The organism is Sphingomonas sp. VDB2 (genome assembly GCF_047946695.1).
Taxonomy (GTDB): domain Bacteria; phylum Pseudomonadota; class Alphaproteobacteria; order Sphingomonadales; family Sphingomonadaceae; genus Sphingobium; species Sphingobium bisphenolicum.
In genome coordinates, this window is the sequence record NZ_CP159615.1 from 1,644,912 (window position 1) to 1,665,516 (window position 20,605).

Here is a 20,605-nt window from a genome sequence, read left to right on the forward strand (position 1 = left end):
CCGATCGCCGGAAGCACATGGCCCGACGCCAGAAACACTCGGCAATGTCTGGAAACGAAAAGCTGACACAAAACCGCAACGGGCGAAATAGCATTTATGCCGCACTGCAAAATCCTTCCGCTCCGATCAAAGCGGGACGGCCGTCCAAAGTTGCCAAATCCTTGCAACATAAAGAAAAAGGCGGCGACCTCGGGGGTCACCGCCTGTTTCTTTTTTACAACTGTCAAGAAGCGTTTTTAGGCACTCGGCCCTCGGGCCATTGACCTTCGCGCAATCAACCTTCGCGGTTGTCGCGGCGCTCGGCAATACGGGCGCGCTTGCCGGTGCGGCCGCGCAGATAGTAGAGCTTCGCACGACGCACGACGCCACGGCGGACGACGGTGATCGAATCGAGGTTGGGCGAATAGAGCGGGAACACGCGCTCCACGCCTTCGCCGAACGAAATCTTGCGCACGGTGAAGTTGGAACCCATGCCCTTGTTCGAACGGGCGATGCACACGCCTTCATAGTTCTGAACACGGCTACGCTCGCCTTCGATGACCTTCACGCCGACGCGCAGCGTGTCGCCGGGGCGGAATTCGGGGATATCCTTGGCGAGGGCGGCGATGTTTTCCGCCTCGATCTGCTGGATGATGTTCATGTCAACTCAGTCCTTGGTCGTTCGTTGCGCACCAGAGGGCGACTGGACCCGAACGCCGATGTGACGTTCCCAAAGGTCCGGCCGCCTTAGCCGTGTATCATCTTCCGCCTGTTGTTTCCGCCAGGCGGCGATCTTCGCATGATCCCCCGATCGCAACACTTGCGGGATCATGCGCCCTTCCCATTCTACCGGGCGGGTATAATGCGGATATTCGAGCAATCCCGTTTCAAAGGATTCCTCGACTCCGCTGGAAGCCGCGCCCATTACACCGGGAAGCAGGCGAACACAAGCGTCGAGCAGCAGCAAAGCGGCCATTTCCCCGCCCGACAGGATGATGTCGCCCATGCTGACCTGCTCGATCGGCCGGGCGTCGAAGAGGCGCTCGTCAAAGCCCTCGAACCGGCCGCACAGGAGGGTCACGCCCGGCCCTTCCGCCAGGCTGCGCACGCGCGCCTGCGTGATCGGCTTGCCCCGTGGCGTCATCGCCAGCACGGGCAGGTCAGGCCGCTTCTCCAGCGCATGGTCGACCGCCTTGGCCAATATGTCCGCGCGCAGCACCATGCCCGCCCCCCCGCCCGCGGGCGTATCATCCACGGTGCGATGCCGGTCGGCGGCGAAATCGCGGATAGGGATGGGATCGCACGCCCATTTTCCCTCGCTGAGCGCCCGCCCCGCCAGCGACAGGCCGAGCGGCCCCGGAAACATGTCGGGGTAGAGGGTCAATATCTGCGCTGCGAAGCTCATTTGCGGCGCGATCGCAACCAGGCTGCCGAAGCCCCGCCGCCCATGCACAGAAGGCCACAGATCAGCAGGGCGACTCCGATGCTCTGGAGCAGTCCGGCAAAGGGCCGTTCGGGATGCAGCAGGCCCGGGATCAGGACCAGCAACGGGATCGGACAGACCAGCGCAATTGCGCTGGCTGCCTTCACGCCGCGCGACCAGCCGATGCCGAACAGGCGCCAACCGGCGGCCAGCATTGCCAGAAGATAAAGAGCGGTGAGGATTTGCGCCATGGCCCGCGCTTAGGACAAGCGCGTCGCCTCGTCCAGTTCCCGCCGCAGCCTGCCGTTCAGGGCGCCTTGACCGCCAGTTTCAGTTCCTGGATTTGCGCGCCCCGCGTCGGGGCCAGCAGGATCGACCCCGCCACGCGCCCCTTCTCGCAGGCCCAGGTGAAGCTGCCCGACAGATTGCCGCTGGCCTTGATCGGCGCGTCGATGCGACACGCGCCGACCTCATCCTTGAGCGCCGCCAGTTTCTTGCGCCAACTGTCCATGTCGTTGTCCATGAGGAAGTTCATGGCCAGCCGGTCGCGCGACACGCCGACATCCCCTGCGGCATAGATTCGCCCCGCCGCGGCATAGCCATCCGCCAGCAAAGGCGACACTGCCAGCACCCGCTCGACCAGCGCCCCCGCCTTCTGCAAGACCATGGCCGCGTCCCAGGCCGGACCGGCCCCGCCAGTATAGGTGCGGTTGGTGAAGACGAAGATGCCCACGCCGTGATCCGGCATCAGCATCACATGGCTGCCATAGCCCGGATAGCCGCCGCCATGGGCCAACGTCAGGCCCAGGTCGCAATCCTGCGCCACCCGCATGCCAAAGCCGTAAGCGGTGGCCTGACGGCAGGCGGACGGTCCGCTTACGCCGTTGCGCTGCGCGACGGTGACGAAGTTGCTCCCCTCCGCCAGCATCCGCACCGCCGCACGCGGCACCGGCCCGGCATCGGGATCGTCCCGCGCCGGCCAGGCGGACAGCAGGAAGGCGAGCCACCGGGCATAATCATTGGCGCTGGTCTGCAACCCGCCCATCGCACCGAATGCCCCGTCGCGCATCGTCGGCTCCGCCTTCCAGCGCCCCTCCTCCCAACGATAGCCGATCGCACGCCGATCCAGCGGCCATTCGCCGACCTCATAGCCGCTGGACGTCATACCCAGCGGGGTCAGCAGCGTCTGCTCGACATAGCGGCGGTAGGGCTGGCCGGAGACGGCGGCGACGATCCGGCCGAGCAGCGCGAAACCGAAATTGCTATATTCATAATGGCTGCCCGGCGCGCTGCTGAACGGCACCCCCTGTTGCAGCATGTGCGTGAAGTCGGCCTCCGGCAGCGGTGTCTGCCGATCGCCCCAAGGATTGTCGTCGACCAGGCCCGCGCTATGGGTCAGCAGGTCGCGGATGCGGATGCGCGGACTATCCTTGGTCGGATAGGTCCAGCCGCGCATCTCCGGCACATAGGTTTCGGCCAGATCGTCGAGCGAAAGCTTGCCCTCTTCGCGCAGCTTCAGGATCGACAGCGCGGTGAAGGCCTTGGTCATCGACGCGATGCGGAACAGGCTGTCGGGCGTCACCGGCCGCTTATGGACCAGATCCTGCACCCCCAGCCCCTTGACATGGACCAGCCGCCCATCTGCGACGATGCCGTAGACCAGGCCCGGCGCATGGCTGTCCACCTGGAAATCGGCAAACAGGCGATCGATCGCGGGGATCGCCTGCGCGATCTTCTGCGCGTCGGCGGCGTGGGCCGGATGCGCGGCAGCGATCATCAAAAGCAGGCAGGCGGCAAGGCGCATCGACATCCCTCCAGCGACGGAGGATCGAACATGCCATGCTGCACCATGGCCGCAAGGGCCATTTACCCCTTATTCGACGAAGGCTGCGTCGATGATAGCGCGGTCCGCCTCCAGCGTCACCGCGTGCATGGGCGCCATGAAGCGCTTGCCCTTCTTGCCCTCGACCGGGGGCCGCTCGACCTCGATGATGTCGCCCGCGCCAAAATTCTCGATCGCGATGATCTCGCCCAGCGCTTCGCCCGCACTGGACAGGCAGGACAGGCCGATGATGTCGGCATGATAATATTCGCCCTCGCCCAGCGGCGGCAGGGCGGAACGGGGCACGGTCAATGCCGTGCCGCGCAAGGCTTCGGCCGCCCCCCGATCGCCGACCTCGGCGAAACGGGCGACCGCGCCATTGGGGCCGGGGCGCACCGACTTCAACGTCAATATGCGCCCCGCCGCATCGAAGCTCTTGTAGTTTTTGAGGCTTTCGGCCCCTTCACCAAAAAGCTTCAGACGGACATCGCCCGCCACTCCATGCGCACCAACGATCGCGGCGAGAGTGACGAGCTTGTCGGTCAAGAGACTCAGCCCTCGGCCTGTTCGGCAGCAGCTTCCTCGGCGGGAGCGGCTTCTTCGACAGCCGGAGCAGCGGCGGCCTCGGCAGCGGCCGCCTTGGCGGCTTCGGCGGCTTCTGCGGCTTCGGCAGCCTTGGCGGCGCGGTCTTCAGCGCGATCCTTGGCCTTCTGGCCCGGCTCCGCCTTGTTCGGGTTGTTGCGCGCCTTGCGCTCCTTCACGCCAGCGGCGTCCAGGAAGCGGGCCACGCGGTCGGTCGGCTGGGCGCCGGCGGCAACCCAATGCTTCGCGCGCTCGACGTCCAGAACGACGCGCTTCTCGTCGCCCTTGGGCAGGACGGGGTTGTAGCTGCCGATACGCTCGATGAACTTGCCGTCACGCGGGGCGCGGCTGTCAGCCACGACGATGCGGTAATAGGGGCGCTTCTTGGAGCCGCCGCGCGACAGACGGATGGAGGTTGCCATGGAACTAGACCTTTCTACTCAAACCAATATGTTGAAATTGCTTATTTCTTCATGAAATTCTGAAAACCGGGTGGAAGCTTGGGCATATTGCCGCCCAATCCGCCCAGGCCCGACAGATCGGGCGGACCGCCCTGCCCGTCGCCGCCGCCCGGACCACCCAGGCCACCCAATCCGCCCATGCCACCGCCGCCGGTGAACATCTTGGCCAGCCCCTTGAGGCCGCCCATCTTGCGGATCTTCTTCATCGCGCCTTCCATTTCCTGATGCATTTTCAGGAGACGGTTGACGTCCTGCACGGTGCGGCCGGCACCCTTGGCGATGCGGATCTTGCGCTTGGCGTTGATCAAAGCGGGCTTCTCCCGCTCCTTGGGCGTCATGGAGCCGATCATGGCGTCCAGATGCACCAGCGTCTTGTCGTTCGCGCCGCTATTGGCCATCGCCGCCTGCGCCTTTTTGAGGCCCGGCAACATGCCCGCCAGCGCGCCCAGGCCACCCATGCGGCGCATCTGATTGAGCTGGCTGCGCAGGTCGTTCATGTCGAACTGACCCTTGGCCATCTTCTTGGCGAGCTTGTCGGCTTCTTCCGCGTCGATCGTCTCGGCGGCGCGCTCGACCAGACTGACGACGTCGCCCATGCCCAATATGCGCTGCGCGACGCGCTGCGGATGGAACAGCTCCAGCGCGTCGAGCTTTTCGCCGGTGCCGGCGAACTTGATCGGACGGCCGGTAACGGCGCGCATCGACAGCGCCGCGCCACCGCGCGCATCGCCATCCATGCGGGTCAGCACCACGCCGGTCAGCGGCACCTGGCCCGAGAAGTTGGTCGCGACATTGACCGCGTCCTGGCCAGTCAGCGAATCGACCACCAGCAGGATTTCAGCGGGGTTGGAGGCGTCGGCGACCGCCTTCATCTCGTCCATCAACGCCTGGTCGACATGGAGGCGACCGGCGGTGTCGAGCATCACTACGTCGAAGCCCTGGAGCTTGGCCGACTGCAACGCGCGCTTGGCGATCTCGACCGGCTGCTGCCCCGCGACGATCGGCAGCGTGGCGACGTCGATCTGCGTGCCGAGCACGGCCAACTGTTCCTGCGCGGCCGGGCGCTGGACGTCGAGCGACGCCATCAGCACCTTCTTGCGTTCTTTTTCCTTCAGGCGCTTGGCGATCTTGGCGGTCGTGGTGGTCTTGCCCGATCCCTGCAGGCCGACCATCATGATCACGGCGGGCGGGGTCACGTCGATCAGCAGGTCGGACGCTTCGGAACCCAGCGTTTCGGTCAGCGTGTCCGAGACGATCTTGACGACCATCTGCCCCGGCGTGACCGATCGCAGCACGTCGCTGCCGACCGCCCGCTCCGTGGCCTGATCGACGAACTGGCGCACAACCGGCAACGCGACGTCGGCTTCCAGCAGCGCGATTCGCACTTCACGCATCGCGGCGCGGACATCGTCCTCCGTAAGCGCGCCGCGCCCACGCAGTTTGTCGAATACCCCACTCAGACGATCGCTTAGCGAATCGAACATCATCACCTCATTTGGACCGCAAAGGCCCGGAAAATCCTGCCTCCCTGCCAAACGACAAAATCGCCGGTGGGCGAAACCTCGCCAACCAGCGTCCATCCGATGCCCCATCTGGGCGTCCTGGATTTGTCAGGGACCGAACGGCAAGCCGCCCGATTGCACGGCGCCCTTAGCGTACCATGGCGGGAGATGCAACCATCGCGACCATGTCCATCGAGTCGCATGGGATAGCGCAACCGGGATTGCGCCCGTGTCGCTCAAGGCGGAATCTTCATGCCGTGCGGACCATCCGTTCGGCAACAAGCGGCAAGCGCGCGCCGATCCGCTTGCGGGGAGATGCAACCATCGCGACCATGTCCATCGAGTCGCATGGGATAGCGCAACCGGGATTGCGCCCGTGTCGCTCAAGGCGGAATCTTCATGCCGTGCGGACCATCCGTTCGGCAACAAGCGGCAAGCGCGCGCCGATCCGCTTGCGCGCAACCCGGCTTTGCGCCAGCAGATAGCGATAAAGCAGGAAGGGGAACCGCGATCATGAGTTGGACACGCCGCAAGCCGATGGAGGCGATGACGCCCAGGGACGCAGGCCATCAACTGGCCCGCACCCTGTCCTGGCCGCATCTGCTGGCACTGGGCGTCGGCGCGATTGTAGGCACCGGCATCCTTACCCTGATCGGCGTCGGCGCGGATCGCGCCGGTCCTGCGGTGCTGCTCTCCTTCGCCATAGCGGGCGCGATCTGCGCCTGCGCCGCGCTCGCCTATGCCGAATTGTCGACCATGATGCCCGCGGCGGGCAGCGCCTACAGCTATAGCTATGTCGCGCTGGGCGAAGGCATCGCCTGGGTCGTGGGGTGGAGCCTGATCCTGGAATATAGCCTGGTCGTGTCCACCGTGGCGGTGGGCTGGTCGGGCTATGCCGCGCCTTTGCTCACTGCGATCGGCTTCCCGAAGATATTGACGCAGGGACCGGAACTGGGCGGCCTCATCAACCTGCCCGCCATCTTCATCATCGCCGTGGTCGCCGGGCTGCTGATGCTCGGCACGCGCGAAAGCGCACGCCTGAACAGCGTACTGGTCCTTATCAAGATCGCAACCCTGAGCCTGTTCGTCGCCGTCGCCCTGCCCGCCTTCGACGCGCAGAACCTGCACCCCTTCATGCCCTTCGGCTTCGCCAAACATATGGGGCCGGACGGCGTCGAACGCGGGGTGATGGCCGCCGCGGCGATCATCTTCTTCGCCTTCTATGGTTTCGACGCCATTTCCACCGCAGCGGAAGAAGCCAGGAACCCGGATCGCGACCTGGCCATCGGCATCGTCGGATCGCTCGTCATCTGCACCCTCATCTATGTGCTGGTGGCCGCCGCCGCGATCGGCGCGCTGCCCTTCACCCGTTTCGCCGACAGTCCCGAGCCGCTGGCGCTGATCCTGCGCGAAATGGGCCAGGGCGGCATCGCCCGCATCGTCGCCATCGCCGCGGTGATCGCGCTGCCCACCGTGTTGCTGGGCTTCCTCTACGGCCAGAGCCGCATCTTCCTGGTGATGGCGCGCGACGGCTTCCTGCCACAGAGCCTCGCGAAGATTTCGAAGCGCGGCACCCCCGCGCGCATCACTGCGGTCACTGCCGCGCTGGTCGCCGTCATCGCCGGCCTGCTGCCGATCGACGAGATCGCCGCGCTGGCCAATGCCGGCACGCTGATCGCCTTCACGGCCGTCGGCTGGTGCCTGCTCGTCCTGCGCCGCCGTAGCCCCGACCTGCGCCGCCCCTTCCGCACACCCGCCGCCTGGTTCGTGGGCCTGGGTGCGATCGGCGGCTGCGCCTATCTCTTCGTCAGCCTGCCGATGAAGACGATCGTCGCCTGTCTGGTATGGAATGCCATTGGGTTGGGGGTCTATTTTCTCTATGGGCAGCGACGGGCGGCTGTCGTCCGCTGATTAGGCCGCCAGCGGCTTAACCGCCAGTGCGTCCGCATGTTGGCGCGCCATGACCAGTTCATGGCGCGTCTGCATGCGCATCAGCGTCTCGGCATCGATGCCGAACAGTTTTTCAAAGCGGATCGCCATCTCCGCTGTCAGATCCTGCCGCTGATTGAGCAGGCGACTGACTGTCTGCCGGGTGACCCCCAGATGATCAGCCAGATCGCCTAGCTTGAGGCCATGCGCCTCGACAATCTCCGTCCTCAGCCATTCGCCCGGATGAACCGCCAGCGATGCGTGCATCTTAAGCGCCATGATAGTCCTCCAAATCCATATCGATCAGCGCACCCTGTGCATCAATGCGAAAGGTCAATCGCCAATTGCGCGTTACCGTCATCGACCAAGTGCCGGCCCGATCACCTGACAACGGATGGAGTCCGTAATTAGGGGGCTGGGACAGCACCTCCAACGATGTTGCAGCATCAATGAAGGCCAACATTTTTCCCAGCCTTGTCACATCCCCGACCAAACCCTTGGCATTGCCGGTCTCGAAAAAGCGGCGCAAACCCTTGTGCGCGATGCTTCGTATCTCCATGCGTAACGCCATAAGTTACACCACGCCAAATGTCAACCGATGCGTTACATTGGTGCTGAACGCTGGCCTTTTCGCTTCACCCCCACTACATGCGCGCGCATGGGACGCTTTTCGAAAATGCATGGCCTCGGCAACGACTTCGTCGTCATCGACGCGCGCGCACAAGCGATCGACATGACGGAGGCGCGCGCGCGCGCCATCGCCGACCGTCATGCCGGGATCGGCTGCGACCAGCTCATCCTGATCGGCAACGCCGCAGACGCGGACGTGTCAATGCAGATCTTCAACGCCGACGGTAGCGAAGTCGAAGCTTGCGGCAACGCGACCCGCTGCGTCCCCCTATTCGTGGGCCGCGACGTGCTGATCCGCACCAAGGCTGGCCTGCTCGACGCCAAGGCCGTTGATGGCGGCGCCAGCGTCGATATGGGGGCGCCGCGCTTCGACTGGGATGCGATACCGCTCGCCTATCCCATGGACACGCTGACCATGGGCGCCAGTTGGGAAGAGCTGCCCGCCCCCGCCGCGGTCAATGTCGGCAACCCGCATGTCATCTTCTTCGTGGACGATCTGGACGGTGTGAACTTCGACCGTCTCGGCCCGCTGATCGAGCATGATCCGCTGTTCCCGGCCCGCGTGAACGTCAATTTCGCGCAGGTCGTGGGCGACGATCATCTCCGTCTGGTGGTATGGGAACGCGGCGCGGGGCTGACGCGGGCCTGCGGCACGGGCGCCTGCGCCACCGCCGTAGCCGCCATCCGCCGCAAGCTGATGACGGGTCCGGTGACGGTTAGTCTGCCGGGCGGCGATCTGGTGATCGACTGGGCACCGGGCGGCACGATCCGCATGACCGGCCCCGCCACCCACGTATTCGATGGCGAGGCTGACTGGGACCGCTTCTGATGCCCCCTGCCTCAACCAAAGCGCCGGACATCATCACCATGGGCTGCCGCCTCAACATCGCGGAGAGCGAGGCGATTCGCGACATGGCGGCCGGTCAGGACGACCTGATCGTCGTCAATAGCTGCGCCGTGACGGCCGAAGCGGTGCGCCAGACCCGCCAGGCGATCCGCCGCGCCCGGCGCGAACGACCCGACGCCCGCATCCTCGTCACCGGCTGCGCCGCCCAGACCGAGCCGGAGACCTTCGCCGCCATGGCCGAAGTCGATGGCGTGATCGGCAATCGGGAGAAGATGGAGGCGAGCAGCTTCGCCGCGATAACCGAGAAGGTCCGCGTTTCCGACATCATGGCCGTGCGCGACACCGCCCCGCATATGGCCAGCGCGTTCACCGACCACGCCCGCGCCTTTCTGGAGGTACAGAATGGCTGCGACCATCGCTGCACTTTCTGCATCATTCCCTATGGCCGGGGGAACAGCCGCTCCGTCCCCGCCGGCGCGGTGGTGGACAAGGCGAAGCAACTGGTCGATGCCGGCTATCGGGAAATCGTGCTGACCGGCGTGGACGTCACCAGCTACGGCCCGGACCTGCCCGGCAGCCCGTCGCTCGGCCTGCTGATCGAACGTATATTGAAGGGCGTGCCCGATCTGACCCGCCTGCGCCTCTCCTCCCTCGACAGCGTGGAAATCGACGAACGGCTGTTCGATCTCATCGCGCACGATCCGCGTATGATGCCGCATCTACATCTGTCGCTGCAGGCGGGCGACGACCTGATCCTCAAGCGCATGAAGCGCCGCCACGGCCGGGCCGACGCCATCCGCATCGTGGAACGGCTCAAGGCCGCCCGCCCCGGCATCAGCATCGGCGCAGACATCATCGCCGGCTTCCCAACCGAGGATGATGCGATGTTCGAGAACAGCCTGCGCCTTGTGGACGAGTGCGACATCGTCCACGGCCATATCTTCCCTTTTTCGCCGCGCGCCGGCACCCCTGCCGCACGTATGCCGCAGGTCGATCGCGCGACGATCAAGGCCCGCGCCGCCCGCCTGCGCGACGCCTGCGCCGCGCGACGCGAAACTTGGCTCCGCAGCCTGATCGGCACGACCCAGTCGGTGCTGGTCGAACGCAGCGGCCTGACCGGCCATGCTGAAAATTTCGCGCCGGTGCGCTTCGCAGCGGCGCAGCCCCCCTCCTCCATCGTTCCCGTTCCCATCACGGCGCTTGAGAATGGCGCGCTGATCGCGCAAGAGGCCGCATAATGACAGATACCGGCACCAGCTGGCGCGATCGCCTCTTCGGCGGACTGAAGCGCACATCCGACAGGCTTGGCGACAACCTCACCGGCCTTTTCTCCAAGGCCGCGCTCGACGACCAGACGCTCGACGAGATCGAAGAGGCGCTGATCGTCTCCGACCTTGGCCCGGCCATGGCCGGGCGCGTGCGCGAACGACTGGCCGAGGGGCGCTACAACAAGGAATTGACCGAGGAATATCTGCGCCAGATCATCGCGGAGGAGATCGAGAAGGTGCTGGCCCCCGTGGCCCGCCCGCTGGAGATCGAGGCCTTTCCGCGGCCGCAGGTGATCCTGGTCATCGGCGTCAACGGTTCGGGCAAGACCACCACTATCGCCAAGCTGGCCAATAATTTCCTGGAGCAGGATTATGGCGTGATGCTGGCCGCCGGCGACACGTTCCGTGCGGCGGCGATCGGCCAACTCAAGGTCTGGGCTGAGCGGCTGGGCATCCCCGTCGTGGCGGGCAAGGAAGGCGGCGACGCGGCGGGCATCGTGTTCGACGCGGTCAAGCAGGCGACGGAAACCGGCATCGACGTGCTGATCGTGGACACCGCCGGGCGCCTGCAGAACAAGACCGAACTGATGGACGAACTGGCCAAGGTCCGCCGGGTGCTGGGCCGATTGAACCCGGCCGCCCCGCACGACGTTGTGCTGGTTCTGGATGCCACCACGGGACAGAATGCGTTGAACCAGATCGAAGTCTTCAAGGAAACGGCGCAGGTGACGGGGCTGGTCATGACCAAGCTGGACGGCACCGCGCGCGGCGGCGTGCTGGTCGCAGCGGCGGAGAAATTCCGCCTGCCCATCCATGCTATCGGCGTGGGCGAGAAAATCGAGGATCTGCGTCCCTTCGATCCCGGCGACATGGCGCGCGCCATTGCGGGGACGGCCTATGCACGGTGAGCATTGTCGTTCGTCATGCCGGCAAAGGCTGGCGTCTTTCCTCCTTTTGCGGCGCATGAAGAAAAGTGGGATCCCGGCGTTCGCTGGGATGACGGAGCAAAACTGATGGTCGATACCAAGCCCGCTGCAAAGCCCGCCCATGGCGGCACGCTCAGCCTGGCGCTCGATTTCGGGCCGCTGCTGGTCTTCTTCCTGACCTACAAGGGTGCCGGGTGGTTCTGGGGCGCGGGCAATCCGATCACCGCCATGACCTTCGGCACGGCCGCCTTCATGGCGGCGATCGTGATCGCGGTCGTCATCTCCAGGGTGAAGCTGGGCCGGGTATCGCCGATGCTCTGGCTGTCGGCGCTGCTGATCCTGTTTTTCGGCGGCCTCACCATCTACTTTCACGACCAGAGCTTCATCCAATTGAAGCCCACGATCATCTACAGCTTCTTCGCGATGATGCTCTTCGCCGGATTGTTGCGTGGCAAACCGCTGCTCAAATATCTGCTCCAGGCCGCCTATGACGGCCTCAGCGAAACCGGTTGGATGAAGCTATCGCGCAATTGGGCCTTGTTCTTCGTCGCCATGGCGATCGCGAACGAGGTGATGCGCCGGTCGATGAGTTTCGACAGCTGGCTCGCAGTCAAGGTGTGGGGAGTCACCATCATCTCGGTCGCCTTTGCCGCCGCCAATATCCCGATGCTGATGCGCCACGGCCTGACGCTCGGCGATGGCCTCGACAGCGACGAGGTGGGTGAAACCACCCCGCCGCAAGGCTGAGTTAAGCCGCCCGCGCCTGTGCCACCTCGTCGACGATGATGTCGCGCAGATGGCCGTCCCGGTCGGGCCACAGGATCGACGCGCCGGCCTGCATCCCGATCAGCGCCGCACCGATCGGCGTCAGGATTGAAATGCGGCCCAGCGCTACATCGGCATGACCGGGATAGACCAATTGGACCCGCCGCGACGCACCGTCACGGCCATCGCGATAGGCCACATCCGATCCCATGGCGACGACGGTACAGGGCAAGTCGGCCGACGCGCAAAGCTGCGCACGCCCGACCTCCTGCTGCAGCAACTGGCACACATCGGGGAAGCGGTCGCGCGCCGCCCAGGCCAGGTCGGAGATCATGTCCGCTTCGGATTCGACAAGGTGGATGGGCGGCACGGCCGCCCCGTTCTGATGCAGGATCATGGAAAGGCTTCCTGATAGAGGATCGGCCCGACTGCGGGCCTCTGGCGTCAAGAAGGTGCCCCGGACCCTGCCGGCCGATCGCCTGTCAGGTCCGGGGCGGATCGCCCGCGAGAAGTTGGCCCCCGTGATGACGGAAGCGCGAAAAGGCGGCGCCATTTTGCATGATCCGATCCTGTTGGACCAGGACCGCTCTGTCAAGCGAACCCGACACGCGCCCTACTTCGGCCAACTTCCACCACCAATTTCTGCGATCGTTTCGCAATAGGCACATATCTGTTTTCTTGGGCGTTGGGGCAGCATATGGGAAACGGCGGAGGCGTCCACGCCCCGCATGGACCATATGACCAATCGGCCGCTCCACCCTGCGTGCGGCCGCCCCATAACGAACCCGAGGAGTTCCGCCATGGCCTTTGTTCTGCCCGACCTGCCCTATGCCAAGGATGCTTTTGGCGACATCCTGTCCGTCGAAACCTTCGACTTCCACCATGGCAAGCATCACAACGCCTATGTCGTGAAGGCCAATGAACTGGTCGCCGCGGACGAAAGCCTGCAGGGCAAGTCGCTGGTCGAGCTGATCAAGTCGGCCAAGGGCGGCCTGTTCAACCAGGTCGGCCAGATCTGGAACCACACTTTCTACTGGCAGTCGCTGTCGCCCACGAAGACCGAACCGACCGGCGAATTGCTGACCAAGATCAACGAAGCCTTCGGATCAGTCGATGCGCTGATCGAAAAGCTGAAAGCCGAAGCGGTGGGCCATTTCGCCAGCGGCTGGGCCGCGCTGGTCCTGAAGGACGGCAAGCTCGAAGTGACCAGCTATCACGATGCCGACACCCCCGTCGCGCACGAAGGCCATGCGCCGCTGCTGATCGTCGATGTCTGGGAACATGCTTATTATATCGACTATCGCAACCTGCGCCCCAGCTATGCCGACCGCATCCTCAAGGAAGCGATCAACTGGGACTTTGCGGCGCTGAACCTCGACGGTGAAGGCGCCAGCCGCGCCGACCAGCCGGCCTGATATCGAAAAGGGGACCGGGCGCATACAACCGGTCCCCGTTTCCACGACGCGTGAACGCACTCGGCGGGATCAGGCCGCTTCCAGTTGCGTCACAAATTGTTCGGCCGCCCGCTGCAACGTCTTCGCCGTGCTCGACAGGCTGGACGCCGCACTGGACACGCGCGCCGACAGGCTTTCGGTGTCGCGCGCGACATCGGCGACATCTTCCATCTGTCGCGTCATGATGGCCGCGTCCTGCGCCGTATCACGCGCGGATTCACCTATCGCGCTGGTCGCATCGCGCTGATCGACGACTGCCCGCTGGATCGCATCCGCCGCCTCCGCCAGTTGCTCGACGGCGCCTGCGACTTCGGATAGCGCCTCACGTGCCACCCCGGCCCCTTGACGGGCGGACCAAGCCAAAGCGTGAATTTCCCCGGTCGCATTTGCGGCCTGGCCAGCCAATTGCTTTACTTCTCCGGCCACCACCGCGAAACCCCGGCCGACATCGCCGGCGCGCGCCGCTTCGATCGTTGCATTCAGCGCCAGAAGGTTGGTGCGCGCGGCGATATCCGTTATGGAATCGGCGAAGCTGGTGATGGAGGTGGTACGTCCCTCCAGTTCGTGCACGGCCTGATGCCCCGTAGCAGACACGCGCTGCGCTTCGCCGCCGAGCATGGCCTGCTGGTGCGACGCCGATGCGATCGCCGTAATCGATTCCGACAATTGATCGATACGCCGCGCCAACATCGTCGCATTGGCGGAGGATTGTTCGGCAATCGCCACCGTTTCGTCGGTGCCGGCGCTTGCACGTTGGGCCAGATGGTTGAGTTGACGCGCCGAATCGTCGAGTTCCTGCGCGGCTGCTCCAACCGCGCCGACGATTTCCGCCACGGACCGCCGGAAATCCCCGACCAGCGCAAGCGTCATCGCTCGCCGCTCCGTCGCCATCCGCGCCTTTTCCGCTTCCTGTTGCCCACGCAATTGCGCAGCCTTGGCGTCCATTTCGCGGCTCGTCGCCATGGCAGCTTCTGCCGCACTCCGGCCCTGGTCAGCCTCTTCGGCGAGTTGGCTGGCCTGCGCCACATGCCCGTCTAACGCGAGCAGCATGACGCGCAGCCGAACCGTAAGATAGCATAGCACCGCTGCCTGCAACACGACCGCTATGCCGTGGATAGCCACCCGGCCGATATTGGAGTTGTCAGGAAAAACCCAGGTCGGCATAAACAGGCTGAGCACCAGGTGATGGGCGGCCGTCAGCGACGCAGCAAGCAGGATGGGGCGCCAATCATACAGTAGCGCCAGCCCCGCCAATGCGACAAAAAAGAACATATGACCGTCCATCTGCCAGCTATGGCCTGACAGCAGATACAGCCCGATCGCCGGCTGAACCGCGGCCAATGTCCCCATGGCCAGGCGCGCTTCGAGGTCACGTCGCGCGCGCATGACCCGGATGGTGGGAAGCGCGTTGACAAGAGCCGACAGGAACAGGGCGCGACCGCTATTCTCCACCCCCAGCAGCAGACCCATGAGGCCGATCGCCACGGTCCAGAGCCAGTTGGCGAAAAGGAGGATGCGCAACCCCTGCAGCCGCAGCCGATCCAGGCTCGTCATGGCGCTCATTAGGCCGACGCTCCGCATCCGCCCATTTGCGCCGAAAGGGCGACGATCCCGTGATGCAGAAGCGCCGGGGCAAGATCGTCGCGCTCCCCCTCGACCAGAAGGGAACCTGCCCACGGGCCTTTCGCCACCAGTCGCGCGCCATGGGCGACAGCGACTGGCGCCAGCGCGGCAACCGCCTCCTGGGTCAGCGGCACCAGCAGCATCCTGCCGCTGGCCGGCGGAACGACGTATAATCCCAGCAGGCCGAACAGAATGAGGATGCACTGGCCTGCCATGGGCAGCACGGACCTAAGGGACGCAGATAACTTCATTCCACCCGATTAGGTGGAATTGGTAAGGATAATATTAAGGATATTCCGACGCATTGAGACCCAAGGATTCCGCGAGTTCGTCAAGATCGGCGCCCGGCCGGACCAGCAGCCAGTCGCGGCTGGCCGCAGCATCCACTACCGTTACGGCGCCCCTGGGACATATGCCCAGACAATTGACCTCCATCACGCCCGCCGTCGCCTTACGCCCCTTTTTCAAGGACAAATGTTTGCGCAGCGCCTTGGCCAGCCGTTCGCCGCCGCCCGGACCAAAACCGCCGTCCAATTTCTTGGAACATTTGCGGCAAACCAGCACCACATTGGTCCAATTCGAACGGACATAATCCGTCAATCACTCGCTCCCCGCGGTTTCCAGGTCCGCCGTTCCTCTGCCGCACGCAGTACTTCATAAGCGGCCTGAATCGCCTGGAACCGCACCGAGGCATCGCTGTCGCCTGGCTTCACGTCGGGATGATATTCCTTGGCAAGCCGGCGCCAGCTCTTCTTCACATCCTCGAAACCAGCATCGTCCTCCAGCTCCAGCGCCTTGAGCGCATGGAGTTCGTCGCGCGATCGGCTGCCGTCGCCCGGCCCGCCCCAGCTATGATAGGCGCTGGATTGATAACCGCCCGCATCCCGCCGTTCGGCCTGCTCGCGCGCTGCCCGTTCTTCCTGGTCCAGCCCCTGAAAATAGTCCCAGTTTCGGTTATATTCGCCGGCATGATCAGCGCAGAAATACCAGCGTTCCGGGCTGTTGGGGGACTTGGGCGCGGGGCAGTCGCCGGGGCGGTCGCAGCCATAGCGGTCGCACAGGCGCACCTTCTGCGCCTCACGCGATCCGCCATAGGCGCGCCATCGGGGAAATCCCCAGTCATTGGATCGGCTCTGTCTTGCCATCCGGCCAAATTAGGGAATAAGCCGCGCAAACGCCAGCCCGGCGGGCATATTTGCGCAGGAAAATGCCAGAGGGCCTGTAAGCCGGGTTCTGTCCACCCTGTTTCCAGGGATAGGCGACCATTCCTCTAGGGAACGGATTGCTCCGTTCCTCAAGCAACCAACCCGGGCGGTCTCGGCCGAAACAGGCCTAGCGGTCGAAGCCGCGCGCCGCCCCTATTCGGTCTTGCTCCCGGTGGGGTTTACCGTGCCGCCTTGCGTTGCCGCAGACGCGGTGCGCTCTTACCGCACCCTTTCAATTTCGCCTGCCCTAGGGCTTAGTCCTGGAAGGACTGGGCGACCTGCTTTCTGTTGCACTGTCCCTTGGATCGCTCCAGCCGGTCGTTAACCGGCACCGTCATTTCGTGGAGCCCGGACTTTCCTCGCCGTGGCAGTTACCCGCCACGCCGCGGCCGCCCGGCCCTCTGGCGAAACGGGCCTTAGACCGATTTGTCGGCCCCGTCATCCCGCTTATTCATCGCCGCGCGGCTTGGGCAGCAGCAGGGCCAGCAGGATGGCGCGACATTCGCCGCAGATCACTCCGTCGATCAGCTCCGGCCGGAAGCGGCGCTGGAAGGCGACCACCGCCGCCTGCGGATCGGCGATGTCATAGCCGAAACGTTCGAGCGCCAGCATGAAGCCGCCGTCGGTCCAGTGCGGGTCCATCAGATTCTTGGTGGGTCGCGGGAGCGCCAGGCGCAGGCGCGCGAGTTGGCCCCAAGGGAAAAGCTCGCCAGGATCCTGCTTGCGCGCGGGCGCGATATCGCTGTGGCCGACGATGTTGCCACGCGTGATGCGGTGACGCTGGACGATCGCATGAACCAGCGGAATCAGCGATCCCATCTGCGTTTCGGGGAAAGGCCGATAGCCCCATTCATGCCCCGGATTGACGATCTCTATGCCGATGCTGGCCGAATTGACGTCATCGACGCCGCGCCAGTGCGATCGGCCCGCATGCCAGGCCCGTTTACCCTCGTCGACCATGCGGATGATCTGGCCGTCCTCGGTCACGACATAATGGGCCGACACTTTCGATTCCGGGTTGGCCAGCCAATTGATGGCGCTCGCCGCATCGGGCATACCGGTATAGTGCAGCACCAGCATCGTGATCGGCAGGCTGCGATCGTCAAAATTGGGCGACGGCGTTTCGATCATCGGCATGTCGGTCATCGGGGAAGGCCAGTCACTTGCAGCGGCTCGATCATCGCACCCTTCCGGCGCGCCTCTCTGGCGGCCTCTAATGGACAATGACCGAGACCGGCGCAGCAATCAAGCAGGGTTAATGCGGATGAAGCCGGTTCAGCCCGCGCGACGCATCGGTCCACCGGCGCAATGGGGCAGCAGGGCCTTGGGCGCATAGCCCCCACGGAAATCCGGGTGCGGCAGGAAATCGTCGCCTTGGCCGATCACCGTTTCCCCTGCGCCCAGCAACAGGACCGATCCTGCATGGCTGTGCCGGGCGAGCAGTCGCAGCACTTCCCCGCGTCGTTCGGGCGTGAAATAGAGCAGCACGTTGCGACAGAGAATCAGATCATATTCCCCGGTCGGAGCATGCGGATCGAACAGATTATCATGCCGGAAATCGATCATCCGGCGCAGTTCCGGGCTGGCCCGCCACTCTTCCCCATGCGGCTCGAACCATTTGATCAGGTCGCCCACGGCCAAACCACGCTGCACGTCCATCTGCGAAAAAGTGCCGGCTTTCGCCTGCTCGATCGCGGCGGTGGAAATGTCCGTCGCCAATATCTCGATCCGCCACCCCAGCCAGCGCGCAGCATCGTTGCGCAAGCGGATCGCGAGCGAATAGGCTTCCTGCCCGGTCGAACAGCCCGCACTCCAGATACGCAGCGTGCGGTCCTGCCGAGCGTCCTGGATATGCGGCAGAATCTGGCGATGGATCATGTCGAAAATCTGAAGATCGCGGAAAAAGCTGCTTTCATTGTTCAGCAGCGCATTGACGACATCCTCGTCCAGCCGCGGATCGCGCCTGCGCAACAGCCGCGCGGCCAGATCATCGATATCCTGCAACCCATGGGCGCGCAGAACGGGGCGCAGCGCGGTTTCCATACGCCAGGCGCGACCTTCGGACAGCACTTGCCCGGTTCTTGCCTCGAGCAATCCCGACAGGATGCGCTCAGCGCCCTGGAAAATGGCGGCTCCGGTTGGGGGCAGCGGCATCAGGCGGCAATCTTTCCACGGCGGGCCACGAAATTCATGATCGCCAAGGGCTCCATGACCGCGCAGGTCAGCCCGGCCCCGGCGACCGAACCCGGCATCCCCCACACCACGCTGCTCGCTTCGTCCTGGGCGACGATCCAGCCGCCGGCCGCGACGATCTCGCGCGCGCCTAATGTTCCGTCGCGCCCCATGCCGGTGAGCACGATGCCCGCGGCTCCCGCTCCATAGACTTCCGCCATGCTGGCAAACATCGGATCGACGCCGGGCAGATTGCCAGCCGGCGTGCGTTCTGGATTGAGGAGGATCGTGACACGGCCATGCAGGCCGCGCCGCAATTGGATATTGGCGTCACCGGGTGCGACATAGACGATATCGGGTGTCAGCAGATCGCCGGTTTCCGCCACCTTCACACGCAGGCTGGTCATCCGTGACAGTTGCTGCGCGAAATAGACGGTGAAGCTGGCGGGGAGATGCTGGGTCAGCAGCAGCGGCACGCCTAACGGCGCAGCGAGCCCCTGAAATAGCTGGCCCAAGGCATGAATGCCACCGGTCGATGCGCCGATGCCAATGCAGGCGAGCGGCGCGGTGGCCGGATCAACCGATGGCGGGGTGGGAAGACGCGGCAGCGGCGGTGCTGCCAGTCGATCGCCAAACAGCCGGTTCAGCCTGTCTATGAGCGCCTGGGGGAATTGTTCCCCGAAGCTGCCACTGCCTGGCTTGGACACGATATCGCTGGCCCCGAGCGCCAGCGCCTCGATCGCGGCGGCGCTGCCTTCCTCGCATCGTCCCGAAAGAATCGCGACCTTCACGGCCGGATTCGCGCGCAATATCTGCGGCAAGGCAGCCAGACCACTCTGGCCCGGCAGCTCAATGTCGAGCAGCACCAGATCGACTACATTTTCCGCCAGATAGCCCAGCGCATGCTCGGCGCTGTTGGTTTTGTGCACCACATTATAGCCCGGATCGCCATGAAGAATGCGCTCGATCACCGTCCGCACGACGACCGAATCATCGACCACCAGCGTGCGAACGGTGCGTCGTTCACTGCTGCGGCTGGATGGTATCGGCATGATCGCGTTCATCATGGACTTTCTGCGCGGAAGGATCAGATGGAAATCGGGCACTCCTGGATCAGCGGGAAGGCGCCGCTAGATCACGCCGACAATCGCCAGCTTGCTTTCCAATGTCTCCCTGTCGAATGGCTTCATGACATATTCGTCGGCACCGGCCTCGACCGCCGCCTTGATATGGCTGATGCCATTTTCGGTGGTGCAGAAGATGATCTTGGGCCGTGCCGCCATCTTCGCGCTGGACAGGGCCTGAAGGAATTCCATGCCGCTCATGATCGGCATGTTCCAGTCGAGCAGCACGACATCGGGCGGGAAAGCCTCGCATTTGGTCAGCGCGTCCTGTCCGTCCACCGCCTCGCTGACCGTCAGGTCCAGCGATTCGAGAATGTGGCGGGCAACCTTGCGGATGACCTTTGAATCGTCGACGACCAGGCAATTCTTCATGAAGCGTCCCTTAGGTTTTTTGCGTCCCGTGCAGCGGGCTTAACCGGCAAAGCCAAGTATTTGGTAAACGACGCACCATTCTTTACGCCGCCTGGGCCAAGGCGCCGCCCTCGATGAATGCAGCCAGCGAAACCAGCAGCCAGGGATGGCCATCTTGTTCGACCAGCGCGCGCGCATACGGCGCCCAGGCAGGGTCGAGTTGACCACGCAACGGGAGTTCCCCCTCCGGCACGCGGCAGATATCCGACACGCCATCGACCATCAGGCCATAGCTGTGGCCGCTGATATTGGCGATGATGGCGAGGCCGCGCTGCTCGGCCGGGGTAGCCCGGCCGTGGATCAATGCGGCGACATCGATGATGGTGAGGACGCGACTGCGCAAGGCGGAAAGGCCGGCGACATGCGCCCCCATGCCCGGCACCGGGGATATATCGGTCAGGCGGACAACCGCCTCAACCTCTCCGGTTTCGACCGCGATCCGCGTGTTGGCCAGAGTCGCAAGAAGATAGAGCTGATCCATG

27 protein-coding genes and 1 other RNA gene are annotated in these 20,605 nt (G+C 64.4%); 8 read left to right on the forward strand and 20 right to left on the reverse strand.

From position 1 onward, the window contains the following. The first annotated feature begins 17 nt into the window (after positions 1–17). Positions 18–263: a hypothetical protein gene (locus tag ABT375_RS08085; RefSeq protein WP_416464698.1), complete on the forward strand. Its 246-nt coding sequence runs from the start codon at positions 18–20 to the stop codon at positions 261–263. Between the two features lie 11 nt (positions 264–274). Here ABT375_RS08085 and rplS read toward each other — a convergent pair whose 3' ends face one another. The 7 genes from rplS to ffh form a co-directional block, all read right to left on the reverse strand. Then, positions 275–640: a 50S ribosomal protein L19 gene (gene rplS / locus ABT375_RS08090; protein WP_150411837.1), complete on the reverse strand. Its 366-nt coding sequence runs from the start codon at positions 638–640 to the stop codon at positions 275–277. A 6-nt stretch (positions 641–646) separates the two neighbouring features. Next, positions 647–1,384 (reverse strand): tRNA (guanosine(37)-N1)-methyltransferase TrmD, encoded by a 738-nt coding sequence (trmD, locus tag ABT375_RS08095; protein WP_261936396.1) that lies wholly within the window; start codon positions 1,382–1,384, stop codon positions 647–649. Continuing rightward, complete coding sequence (locus tag ABT375_RS08100) at positions 1,381–1,653, reverse strand: hypothetical protein (protein WP_224547262.1); 273 nt, start codon at positions 1,651–1,653, stop codon at positions 1,381–1,383. Before ABT375_RS08100 ends, trmD begins: the two co-directional genes overlap by 4 nt. Positions 1,654–1,709: 56 nt before the next feature. Further along, positions 1,710–3,212 (reverse strand): serine hydrolase domain-containing protein, encoded by a 1,503-nt coding sequence (locus ABT375_RS08105; RefSeq protein WP_416464699.1) that lies wholly within the window; start codon positions 3,210–3,212, stop codon positions 1,710–1,712. A gap of 63 nt (positions 3,213–3,275) precedes the next feature. After that, positions 3,276–3,770, reverse strand: a complete 495-nt coding sequence (gene rimM / locus ABT375_RS08110; RefSeq protein ID WP_416464700.1) for a ribosome maturation factor RimM — start codon at positions 3,768–3,770, stop codon at positions 3,276–3,278. Positions 3,771–3,775: 5 nt separating this feature from the next. Continuing rightward, entirely contained in the window at positions 3,776–4,228 is a 453-nt protein-coding gene (gene rpsP, locus ABT375_RS08115; protein WP_416464701.1) for a 30S ribosomal protein S16, read from the reverse strand. A gap of 41 nt (positions 4,229–4,269) precedes the next feature. Next, positions 4,270–5,754 (reverse strand): signal recognition particle protein, encoded by a 1,485-nt coding sequence (gene ffh / locus ABT375_RS08120; RefSeq protein WP_224547267.1) that lies wholly within the window; start codon positions 5,752–5,754, stop codon positions 4,270–4,272. Between the two features lie 244 nt (positions 5,755–5,998). Between ffh and ABT375_RS08125 the strand changes: the two genes are divergently transcribed. Next, positions 5,999–6,286, forward strand: a complete 288-nt coding sequence (locus ABT375_RS08125; RefSeq protein WP_416464702.1) for a hypothetical protein — start codon at positions 5,999–6,001, stop codon at positions 6,284–6,286. After that, on the forward strand, positions 6,283–7,680 hold the full coding sequence (locus ABT375_RS08130; RefSeq protein ID WP_416464703.1) for an amino acid permease: 1,398 nt from the start codon (positions 6,283–6,285) through the stop codon (positions 7,678–7,680). Before ABT375_RS08125 ends, ABT375_RS08130 begins: the two co-directional genes overlap by 4 nt. On the opposite strand, the gene ABT375_RS08135 is transcribed toward ABT375_RS08130, so the two are convergent. Next, complete coding sequence (locus tag ABT375_RS08135) at positions 7,681–7,965, reverse strand: HigA family addiction module antitoxin (RefSeq protein WP_416464704.1); 285 nt, start codon at positions 7,963–7,965, stop codon at positions 7,681–7,683. A 1-nt stretch (position 7,966) separates the two neighbouring features. Next, entirely contained in the window at positions 7,967–8,257 is a 291-nt protein-coding gene (locus ABT375_RS08140) for a type II toxin-antitoxin system RelE/ParE family toxin (protein ID WP_416464705.1), read from the reverse strand. Positions 8,258–8,356: 99 nt separating this feature from the next. Between ABT375_RS08140 and dapF the strand changes: the two genes are divergently transcribed. The 4 genes from dapF (at position 8,357) to ispZ (ending at position 12,116) form a co-directional block, all read left to right on the forward strand. Further along, positions 8,357–9,157, forward strand: a complete 801-nt coding sequence (dapF, locus tag ABT375_RS08145; RefSeq protein ID WP_416464706.1) for a diaminopimelate epimerase — start codon at positions 8,357–8,359, stop codon at positions 9,155–9,157. Beyond that, entirely contained in the window at positions 9,157–10,413 is a 1,257-nt protein-coding gene (gene mtaB / locus ABT375_RS08150; RefSeq protein ID WP_416464707.1) for a tRNA (N(6)-L-threonylcarbamoyladenosine(37)-C(2))-methylthiotransferase MtaB, read from the forward strand. The genes dapF and mtaB overlap by 1 nt, the downstream gene beginning before the upstream one ends. Then, the gene (gene ftsY / locus ABT375_RS08155) at positions 10,413–11,351 is read left to right on the forward strand and encodes a signal recognition particle-docking protein FtsY (protein ID WP_416464708.1); all 939 of its coding nucleotides are present in this window, start codon (positions 10,413–10,415) and stop codon (positions 11,349–11,351) included. The genes mtaB and ftsY overlap by 1 nt, the downstream gene beginning before the upstream one ends. A gap of 105 nt (positions 11,352–11,456) precedes the next feature. Beyond that, positions 11,457–12,116 (forward strand): septation protein IspZ, encoded by a 660-nt coding sequence (gene ispZ / locus ABT375_RS08160; protein WP_261936386.1) that lies wholly within the window; start codon positions 11,457–11,459, stop codon positions 12,114–12,116. Position 12,117: 1 nt separating this feature from the next. On the opposite strand, the gene rnk is transcribed toward ispZ, so the two are convergent. Then, positions 12,118–12,531, reverse strand: a complete 414-nt coding sequence (rnk, locus tag ABT375_RS08165; RefSeq protein WP_261936385.1) for a nucleoside diphosphate kinase regulator — start codon at positions 12,529–12,531, stop codon at positions 12,118–12,120. Between the two features lie 403 nt (positions 12,532–12,934). Between rnk and ABT375_RS08170 the strand changes: the two genes are divergently transcribed. After that, positions 12,935–13,549: a superoxide dismutase gene (locus ABT375_RS08170; RefSeq protein WP_224547280.1), complete on the forward strand. Its 615-nt coding sequence runs from the start codon at positions 12,935–12,937 to the stop codon at positions 13,547–13,549. A gap of 69 nt (positions 13,550–13,618) precedes the next feature. On the opposite strand, the gene ABT375_RS08175 is transcribed toward ABT375_RS08170, so the two are convergent. From ABT375_RS08175 to ABT375_RS08220, 10 genes are all read right to left on the reverse strand, one after another. Continuing rightward, positions 13,619–15,142, reverse strand: coding sequence for a methyl-accepting chemotaxis protein (locus ABT375_RS08175; RefSeq protein WP_416464709.1), 1,524 nt, complete (start codon positions 15,140–15,142; stop codon positions 13,619–13,621). 8 nt (positions 15,143–15,150) lie between these two features. Further along, on the reverse strand, positions 15,151–15,426 hold the full coding sequence (locus tag ABT375_RS08180; protein ID WP_416464710.1) for a hypothetical protein: 276 nt from the start codon (positions 15,424–15,426) through the stop codon (positions 15,151–15,153). Positions 15,427–15,496: 70 nt separating this feature from the next. Next, positions 15,497–15,811: a (2Fe-2S) ferredoxin domain-containing protein gene (locus tag ABT375_RS08185; protein WP_416464711.1), complete on the reverse strand. Its 315-nt coding sequence runs from the start codon at positions 15,809–15,811 to the stop codon at positions 15,497–15,499. Next, on the reverse strand, positions 15,808–16,356 hold the full coding sequence (locus ABT375_RS08190) for a J domain-containing protein (RefSeq protein WP_224547284.1): 549 nt from the start codon (positions 16,354–16,356) through the stop codon (positions 15,808–15,810). The genes ABT375_RS08185 and ABT375_RS08190 overlap by 4 nt, the downstream gene beginning before the upstream one ends. A 61-nt stretch (positions 16,357–16,417) precedes the next feature. Beyond that, positions 16,418–16,821, reverse strand: an RNA gene (gene rnpB / locus ABT375_RS08195) — RNase P RNA component class A. Positions 16,822–16,863: 42 nt separating this feature from the next. After that, positions 16,864–17,562: an N-acetylmuramoyl-L-alanine amidase gene (locus ABT375_RS08200; RefSeq protein ID WP_224547285.1), complete on the reverse strand. Its 699-nt coding sequence runs from the start codon at positions 17,560–17,562 to the stop codon at positions 16,864–16,866. Between the two features lie 129 nt (positions 17,563–17,691). After that, positions 17,692–18,570, reverse strand: a complete 879-nt coding sequence (locus ABT375_RS08205; protein WP_224547288.1) for a CheR family methyltransferase — start codon at positions 18,568–18,570, stop codon at positions 17,692–17,694. After that, positions 18,570–19,652, reverse strand: coding sequence for a chemotaxis protein CheB (locus ABT375_RS08210; protein WP_224547421.1), 1,083 nt, complete (start codon positions 19,650–19,652; stop codon positions 18,570–18,572). Before ABT375_RS08210 ends, ABT375_RS08205 begins: the two co-directional genes overlap by 1 nt. A gap of 66 nt (positions 19,653–19,718) precedes the next feature. Next, a complete protein-coding gene (locus ABT375_RS08215; protein WP_224547290.1) occupies positions 19,719–20,084 on the reverse strand; it encodes a response regulator in 366 nt (121 codons plus the stop codon). A gap of 82 nt (positions 20,085–20,166) precedes the next feature. Beyond that, a complete protein-coding gene (locus tag ABT375_RS08220; RefSeq protein WP_224547292.1) occupies positions 20,167–20,604 on the reverse strand; it encodes a chemotaxis protein CheW in 438 nt (145 codons plus the stop codon). Position 20,605: the final 1 nt, after the last annotated feature.